The sequence below is a fragment of the Caulobacter sp. P1_B12_2 genome, from assembly GCF_056406675.1.
The window spans coordinates 1-7,389 of record NZ_JBFTZS010000221.1; the positions used below are offsets into that span (position 1 = coordinate 1).

A 7,389-nucleotide genomic window follows, 5' to 3' on the forward strand; every position below is an offset into this window, starting at 1 on the left:
TCGGCGTCCTGGTCGGACCCCAATGGGGCCAGCAGCACCGCGATCGGGGCTGGAGCCAGGGCGTCGCGCAAGGCGCTCAAGGCCGCCTGGCGCGCGGCGAGGTCGTCGCCCAGCGCGCTCGCCTCGACCAGGGCCAGGTCGAAACGCTCGCTTCGAGCCGCGTCCAACGCGTCCCCGCGTCCGGCGACGGCGTTCAGGGCGCGGACCTTGGGGCGGAGCACCGCGGCCACCACGGATCGCGTCAGGGGATTGGGATCGCAGAACAGCAGGCCGCAATCGCTCAGCGCGGGGACGCTCGCGGACGAGACCGTCGCGCCCGCGCGCTCCAGCGGCAAGGAGACGACGGCGGTCGTGCCCTGGCCCATCGTGCTGTCCAGACGGATTTCGCCGCCCATGGCGTCCACCAGGCGGCGGCAGATCGCCAGACCCAGCCCGGCCCCGCCCTGGGCCCGGGTGCGGCTGGAATCGACCTGGCCGAACGGCTCGAACACCTCGGCCAGCTTCTCGGGCGGCACGCCGGCCCCGGTGTCGGTCACCCGCAGGATGAGCCGCTCGCCGGACGCCTCCGGATCGACCGAAACCGACAGCGCCACGCCGCCCTCGGCGGTGAACTTCACGGCGTTGGACAGCAGGGCGAACAGGATCTGGCGCAGGCGGTCCGCGTCCTCGACGATCCGGCCGGGGGCCTGCGAGAGGTCGCAGGTCAGGACCAGACCCTTGGCCGCGGCCTTGTCCGACCACAGCTGGACGGCGTCGCGGCCCAGCTTGGCCAGGTCGAAGGCGGTCCGGTTCAAGGTGACGCCGTCGGTCTCGATCCGCGCCATGTCCAGGATGTCGTCGACCAGGGCCCGCATGGTCTGCGCGCCGGCGTTCATGACCGCGACGCGGTCGCGCAGCTTGGGATCCAGGTCCGGCTCGGCCAGAACCACCTCGGTCATGCCGAGGACGCCGTTCAGCGGGGTGCGCATCTCGTGGCTGGTGTTGGCCAGGAACTCGGTGCGGGCGCGCACGGCCTTGGCCAGCGCCTGGTTGGCCTGGCGCAGCCGCTCGTTGGCGGCGCGGGCCAGATTGCGGCCGCGCCGCACCCCGACGACCGCCGCCAGCAGCGCGGCCACCGCCAGCGAGGCGCCGATCAGCAGCACCGTGACGATCAGGTTGCGGGCCCGCGCCAGCTTGATGTCGCGCTCCAGCTGGCCGGCCTTGAGCTTGGCGATGCGCGAGGTCTGGTTGGCGTAGTCGAACTGGGCGGCCATCAGGGCGGCGTTGGTCGAGGCCGCCAGGGCCTGGCCCTGGTCGTCCAGCCGCTTGAACGCCTCCAGATGGGCCAAGGCCAGCTCGGTTTGGCCCAGTTGCTTGTAGGTCTTGTAGGCGGCCGAATGCAGGTCGGCGTAGTCCGGGCCGGTGGTCTTCAGGTCCACGTCCGCGAACAGCGTCGCCAGCACCTGGGCGGCGGCCCGGGGATGGCCCTGCGCCAGCTCCACCTGGACCCTGGCCTTCATCACCGACCGCTGGGCGCCCTGGGCGTCGGACAGCGGACGCAGCAGGGCGTTGGCCGCGTCGATCAGGGCCTTGGCGGCGTCGGGATGGCCGCTGTGGACCTCGGCGATGGCCTTGTTGGCCATGATCCGCGCCTCCAACTGAGGCTTGTCCATCTGGTGGGCGATCTTTCGGGCGCGCTCGAACTCGACTGTCGCCCGACCGTACTGCTCGCCCGACATCAGGGCGTTGCCGATGTTGTTGGCCGCGCTCAGCTGCAGCAGTTGGTCGGCGGGATAGGCCTCGGCCGACTGGGCGTAGTAGTGCAGCACCTTCTCGTAGTCGTGGGCGTCCTGGTAGATCGAGCCGATGTTCTGCAGGGCCACGGCCTGGCCGCGCGGATGGCCGGCCTTGCCGAAGATGCGGTAGGCGGCCTGGAAGTCGGCCAGGGCTCGCTGGACCTCGCCGCGCGTCGCCTCCAGCGCGGCCTGGGTCATCACCAGGTCGCCGTGCRGCTTGGTGTTGGGGACCTTTTGCGCCGCGACCGCCAGGCCGGCGGCGATCACCGGCTCGGCCTCCTTGGGGCGGTCCAGCCGCAGCAGCGCCTCGCCCTGCAGCCACTGGGCGGCGGCGATCTCCTGGTCGCGATGCGGGCCGGGATCAGCCTTGGCCAGGGCCAGGGCCTGGGTCGACAGGGTCAGGGCCCCGCCCGGATCGCCCATCATGGCGTCCTTGGCCTCGGCCAGGCGGGTGTCGATGACGCTGGCGGCGGCAGGCGAGGCGACACGGGCGGTCGCCGGCGCGGCGATCAGCAGCGCGGCGAGCGCCGCCGCCGACCAAATCCGTCTCCTGACGACCATGCCCCCGCCCGATCTGTCGCCGATTTCTCGCCGCACGTCCCCGGCGCCTCGCGAGCGCGCGGAGAATCCATAAACCGGGACGATAGCAGGCGCGGGGTCGGCCTCAAGCAGCGACCGGACGTCGCATGTTGACAGCAGGCTGTCAGCAGAACGCGCCTAGGGTCCCCGGCGTTGTTCCAGCCAGGAGAGCGCCATGACCGACCTGCCCTTGAAGGCCCGCTGCCATTGCGGCGCCACCCAGTTCGAGGTGACCCAGGCCCCGACCGAGCTGGCCGACTGCAACTGCTCGTTCTGTTCTCGGCGCGGGGCGCTGCACGCCTACTACAAGCCGGCCCAGTTCAAGCTGACCACGGCCCGCGACCGGGTCTCGACCTACCAGTGGGGCCACTACATCGGCCAGCATCACCACTGCGCCGTCTGCGGTTGCCCGACCTATTCGGAATTCCCCAGCTTCGACAGCGGCGCGCCGGACTTCGACGACCCACGCGTCAGCATCAACGCCCGGCTGTTCGTGGACTTCGACTGGACGTCGCTGCCGGTGAAGAAGCACAACGGCAAGGCGTACTGATCGCGGCGCCCGACCCTCCTCCGACCCTGTCAAAAGTATTTGACAGATAGCTCCCGTCTGTCAAATACTTTTGACAGGCAAGGGAGCGAGCGACATGCCCATCGAAAGACGACAGAAGGCCATCTGGGCGGTGTTGGGACTGGCCGTCCTGGCGGCGCTCGGCGTCGGCGTCCTGGCCAGTCTGCTGATCCAGAAAGGTCCCGACCGTCTGCCTTTGAGCCTCATCATCCTCGCCTGCGCCGCGCTGGTCGGGGTAGTCGTTCTCGCGTCCATGCCCTGGTGGCGGAAGCTGGACGACATGGCGCGGGACGCTCACCTGACCTCCTGGTACTGGGGCGCATCGTTCGGCGGCGGCGTCGCGCTGTTGGCGGCCGCGGCGATCGACGGACAGGGGCCGCTCTTCCAGGGCGCCATCCTGGTCTTCGGCGCCCAGGCCGTGGCCTATGTCCTCTGCTGGCTGGGCTGGTGGGCGCTTCGCCGGCCGAGAGCCTCGTGAAGAACCGGTTGCGCGAGGAGCGCGTGGCGCGCGGCTGGAGCCAGGGCGAGCTGGCGGATCGGGCGGACGCCTCTCGCCAGACGATCAACGCCATAGAGGCCGACAAGTACGATCCGTCCCTGCCGCTGGCCTTTCGCCTGGCGGCGCTGTTCGACCTGCCGGTCGAGCGGCTGTTCTTCAATCCGTTCAGGACGGAAGGCGCGGCCTGAGCTTTGTCCCACTCCGGCAAGGGGGAAAGGCGTCAGGCCGCCTTGCCGAACCCCTTCACCGCGTCCTCCAGCAGCGTCGGGTCGATCGGCTTGTTCAACACCATGACGTCCTCGAAGCCCTTGCGGGGCAGGGCGCCGTAGCCTGTGGCGAACACGAACGGGATGCCGGCGGCCCGCAGGCGCTCGGCGACCGGGAAGACCATGGTCCCGCCGATGTTGACGTCCAGGACCGCCCCGTCCAGCGACGGCGGCGGCGCGGCCGCGTCGTCCAGATAGGCCAGGGCGTCGTCGATCGCGCCGAACGAGCCGGAGATCCGGCAGCCGAAGTCGGTCAGCAGATCCTCGACCATCAGGGCCACCAGGGCCTCGTCCTCGACGATCATGATGCGGGGCGCGTGGTGAAGACGGCTCATGCCCGGACCCTCGGCGCCGTGCCCACCGAAATCCGATCCGACAGCGGCGCGCGCAGCACGTAGGTCAGGCCCTTGGGCTGATAGGTCAGCTTGGCCTCGCCGCTCAGGTCGCGGGCCACGCCGCGTTCCAGCAGCCGGGTGCCGAAACCCTGGCGCTTGGGCGCGAAGACCGGCGGGCCGCCGCGCTCGACCCATTCCAGGGCCAGGCCGGGCGCGCCGTTCACGTCCTCGATCCGCCAGACCACGGTGACCTGGCCGCTGAGCGTCGTCAGCGCCCCGTGCTTGGCGGCGTTGACCATCAGCTCGTGCAGGGTCATGTGCAGCGCCACCGCGGTCTCGGGCGTCAGGGCGACGGCGGGGCCGCGGGCGGTGAAGCGCGGGTCGGCCAGGCCGCCGAACGGCTGCAGCGCCGCCTCCAGAACGTCGCGCAGGTCGGTGCGGCCCCAGGCGTGGCGGGTCAGCAGCTCATGGGCCCGCGACAGGCCCATCAGCCGCGACTCGAAGCTCTCGGCGAAATCGTCCGGCGAGGGGGCGGTGCGCAGGGTCTGGCGGGCGATCGACTGCACCGAGGCCAGGGTGTTCTTCACCCGGTGGTCCAACTCGCGCAGCAGGAAGGTGCGCCGCTCCAGGGCCTCGTTCAGCGAGGCGTAGAGCTTGGCGCTCTCGATCGCCGCCGCCGTGGCCCGGGCCATGGTCTCCAGCCTGATCACCGTGTCGGACGAAGGCGTATGTCCCTGCGCCCAATAGGCCCCGATCGCGGCGATCGGATCCTTGGCGCGCACCGGCGTCATCACCAGGCTTTTGACGAAGGTCGGGCGGTAGGCGTCGTGCGGGATGCGGTCGTCGGCGTAGATGTCGGGGATCACCGCGGTCTGGCCGTGCAGCATGGTCCAGCCCGAGATGCAGGCGCTGATCGGGAAGCGCTGGCCCTTCCACATCGGGCCGATGGCGTCCTCGTCGAGGTACCAGCACTGGTCGCCGTCGCGAAGCACGAAGCACACGCCGTCGGCGCCGGACATCCGCCGAGCGGCCGAGCGGACGACCGCGGCCACCTCCTCGATCGTGCGCGTGGCCGACAGGGCCTCGATCGTCTCGACCAAGGTGATCAGGGCGGCGTGGTCCGCCTGTTCCGAACGCTCGGCGTTCGCGACGTTAAGCAATCTGGATGTCCTGGATACGCGTGTCCCGTCGCCAGCCTAGCATCGGCCGGCGTCGCGGCAAGACGAAGTCCGCCGTCGACGCGCGGCGCTCCCGGTCGTCCACAAGACCCGGGCGCGCGCCGTCCGTTCAGTCGGCGGGCAGATCCTCAAGGACTTCAAGGCGCGTGGCGTTGGGGCCCTGGTCCAGTTCCCGCGACAATCGGTCGCGATCCAGCGCGCCCTCCCAGCGGGCCACCACCAGGGTGGCCACGCCGTTGCCGACGAAGTTGGTCAGGGCTCGGCACTCGCTCATGAACCGGTCCACCCCGACCAGCACCGCCAGGGCGGCGATCGGGATGTCGGGCACGACGGCCAGGGTGGCGGCCAGGGTGATGAAGCCCGCCCCCGTCACCCCGCTGGCCCCCTTCGAGGTCAGCATCGCCACGCCCAGCAGGGCGGCCATCTGGCCAAAGCCCAGATGGGTGTTGGTGGCCTGGGCCAGGAACAGGGTGGCCAGGGTCATGTAGATGTTGGTGCCGTCGAGGTTGAAGCTGTAGCCGGTGGGCACCACCAGCCCGACCACCGACTTGCGGGCTCCCAGCCGCTCCAGCTTCTCCATCAGCTGGGGCAGGGCGCTCTCCGAAGAGCTGGTGCCCAGCACGATCAGCAGCTCCTCGCGGATATAGGCCAGGAACTTCAGGATCGAGAAGCCGCAGGCCCAGGCGATGGCGCCCAGCACCACCAGCACGAAGATCAGGGCGGTGACGTAGAAGGTGGCCACCAGGGCGCCCAGCTGGATCAGGCTGGCCACGCCGTACTTGCCGATCGTGAAGCCCATGGCCCCGAACGCGCCCAGCGGCGCCAGCTTGACCACCACGTGGATGATGCCGAAGAACAGCTTGGCCAGGTCGCTCATCGCCGCCGCGGCCCGGTCGCCGAACGGCCCCATGCGGGTGCAGGCGAAGCCCGTAAGGACGGCGATCACCAGCACCTGCAGCAGGTTGCCCTCGGCGAACGCCCCGAAGAAGGTGTCGGGGATCAGGTGCAGCAGATAGGCGACGAGGTCGTCGCCGTGATGGGCTTTCTCCAGGTAGCCGGCGGCGATCTTCGGATCCAGGGCGGCGGGGTTGATGTTGAAGCCGTGGCCCGGCTGCAGGATGTGGCCGACCACCAGGCCCACCAGAAGCGCCAGGGTCGAGACCACCTCGAAATAGAGCAGGGCCTTGATCCCCACCCGCCCGAACGCCTTGATGTCGCCCATGTGGGCGATGCCGCTGGCCACGGTCAGGAAGATCACCGGCGCGATCACCAGCTTGACCAGCTTGATGAACGCATCGCCCAGCGGCTTCAGCGCCACCCCGACGTCGGGCCACAGCGCCCCGACCAGAACCCCCAGGGCGATGCCGATCAGCACCTGGACATACAGCGTCTTCAAAGGCCGCAGCAAAGCCATCCCATTCCCCTCCGAGCGCCCCCCGGCGCCGCTTTTCCACCCCGGGGTTCGCACGCCCGGAAACTTGCGCTATGGACCCCTGGCGCGCGCAACGCGGCCCGGTAGCTCAGCAGGATAGAGCAGCGCTTTCCTAAAGCGAAGGTCAGGGGTTCGAGTCCCTTCCGGGCCGCCATTTAAGTTGTTCAAAACATTCAAGAATATAGCGCATTGGCGTCGCTTGCAGCCAGCCTTGAAACCAGAACAAACCCGGTAAAATCGGATGCTCCGGGACTCGATTCCCCGGAATAGTCCCGGATAATGTTCTGCCTTCGTTCATGGAGGCTCAAGATGACAGCTCGAACCGCCCGGCCGGGCATGCGCGATCCCGCCGCTTTCTTCGAGGGCCTGCGACCGATGCGCCAAGCGTGCGTCGATGAGTTGCGCGGCCTAGGTCCCAGCGGGCCGGGTTCCTTCCGGATGGTCGGCTCTAGGATCTCCCACTGGGCCTCGGTGAGGTTGTGGGCTTCCTCGATCCAGCAGATGTCGACGCCTTCGAGAGACTTGATCTCATCGATGTGCCGCCACAGGCCGTAGAAGATGAACTCCGACCCTGTCGTCTTGTGCAGGATCTTGTTGTTGGTGATCTCGAACTCGGCACTCAGGCCAAAGCGTTCGATCTGGACCTTCAGGAGCGTGTAGACGCTCTCTTCGATCTTGTTCTGAAACTGGCGGGTGGCCGGCGCGGGAGTTGGCGACGACCGTCCAGCAGAAGCCGAGACGCGCCGAGTTGAGGTGC

General features: G+C 69.1%; 8 protein-coding genes and 1 tRNA gene. 4 read left to right on the forward strand and 5 right to left on the reverse strand.

The genetic code is table 11. The annotated features are described in order from the left end of the window. Positions 1 to 2,336 (reverse strand): tetratricopeptide repeat-containing sensor histidine kinase (locus AC1DZ6_RS14570; RefSeq protein WP_477097877.1); only part of this gene is annotated, 2,336 nt, incomplete at its 3' end. A gap of 193 nt (positions 2,337 to 2,529) precedes the next feature. On the opposite strand from AC1DZ6_RS14570, the gene AC1DZ6_RS14575 reads away from it, so the two are divergent. From AC1DZ6_RS14575 to AC1DZ6_RS14585, 3 genes are all read left to right on the forward strand, one after another. Beyond that, positions 2,530 to 2,904 (forward strand): GFA family protein, encoded by a 375-nt coding sequence (locus AC1DZ6_RS14575; RefSeq protein WP_477097878.1) that lies wholly within the window; start codon positions 2,530 to 2,532, stop codon positions 2,902 to 2,904. A 94-nt stretch (positions 2,905 to 2,998) separates the two neighbouring features. Beyond that, on the forward strand, positions 2,999 to 3,400 hold the full coding sequence (locus tag AC1DZ6_RS14580; protein ID WP_477097879.1) for a hypothetical protein: 402 nt from the start codon (positions 2,999 to 3,001) through the stop codon (positions 3,398 to 3,400). Beyond that, entirely contained in the window at positions 3,397 to 3,609 is a 213-nt protein-coding gene (locus AC1DZ6_RS14585) for a helix-turn-helix transcriptional regulator (RefSeq protein WP_477097880.1), read from the forward strand. The genes AC1DZ6_RS14580 and AC1DZ6_RS14585 overlap by 4 nt, the downstream gene beginning before the upstream one ends. A gap of 32 nt (positions 3,610 to 3,641) precedes the next feature. Here AC1DZ6_RS14585 and AC1DZ6_RS14590 read toward each other — a convergent pair whose 3' ends face one another. The 3 genes from AC1DZ6_RS14590 to AC1DZ6_RS14600 all read right to left on the reverse strand — a co-directional run bounded on the left by AC1DZ6_RS14590 (position 3,642) and on the right by AC1DZ6_RS14600 (position 6,596). Then, entirely contained in the window at positions 3,642 to 4,022 is a 381-nt protein-coding gene (locus tag AC1DZ6_RS14590) for a response regulator (protein WP_477097881.1), read from the reverse strand. Then, positions 4,019 to 5,182, reverse strand: a complete 1,164-nt coding sequence (locus AC1DZ6_RS14595) for a sensor histidine kinase (protein ID WP_477097882.1) — start codon at positions 5,180 to 5,182, stop codon at positions 4,019 to 4,021. The genes AC1DZ6_RS14590 and AC1DZ6_RS14595 overlap by 4 nt, the downstream gene beginning before the upstream one ends. A 127-nt stretch (positions 5,183 to 5,309) precedes the next feature. Then, on the reverse strand, positions 5,310 to 6,596 hold the full coding sequence (locus AC1DZ6_RS14600) for a dicarboxylate/amino acid:cation symporter (protein ID WP_477097884.1): 1,287 nt from the start codon (positions 6,594 to 6,596) through the stop codon (positions 5,310 to 5,312). 113 nt (positions 6,597 to 6,709) lie between these two features. On the opposite strand from AC1DZ6_RS14600, the gene AC1DZ6_RS14605 reads away from it, so the two are divergent. Beyond that, positions 6,710 to 6,786, forward strand: a tRNA-Arg gene (locus AC1DZ6_RS14605). Between the two features lie 19 nt (positions 6,787 to 6,805). On the opposite strand, the gene AC1DZ6_RS14610 is transcribed toward AC1DZ6_RS14605, so the two are convergent. After that, positions 6,806 to 7,389: phage terminase large subunit (locus AC1DZ6_RS14610; RefSeq protein ID WP_477097883.1), on the reverse strand; the 584-nt coding region annotated here is incomplete at its 5' end.

What these genes read in the sequence shown, in the direction of transcription:
- AC1DZ6_RS14590 (WP_477097881.1), bottom strand. Translation starts at nt 4,022, where the DNA reads ATGAGCCGTCTTCACCACGCGCCCCGCATCATGATCGTCGAGGACGAG.
- AC1DZ6_RS14580 (WP_477097879.1), top strand. Translation starts at nt 2,999, where the DNA reads ATGCCCATCGAAAGACGACAGAAGGCCATCTGGGCGGTGTTGGGACTG.
- AC1DZ6_RS14575 (WP_477097878.1), top strand. Translation starts at nt 2,530, where the DNA reads ATGACCGACCTGCCCTTGAAGGCCCGCTGCCATTGCGGCGCCACCCAG.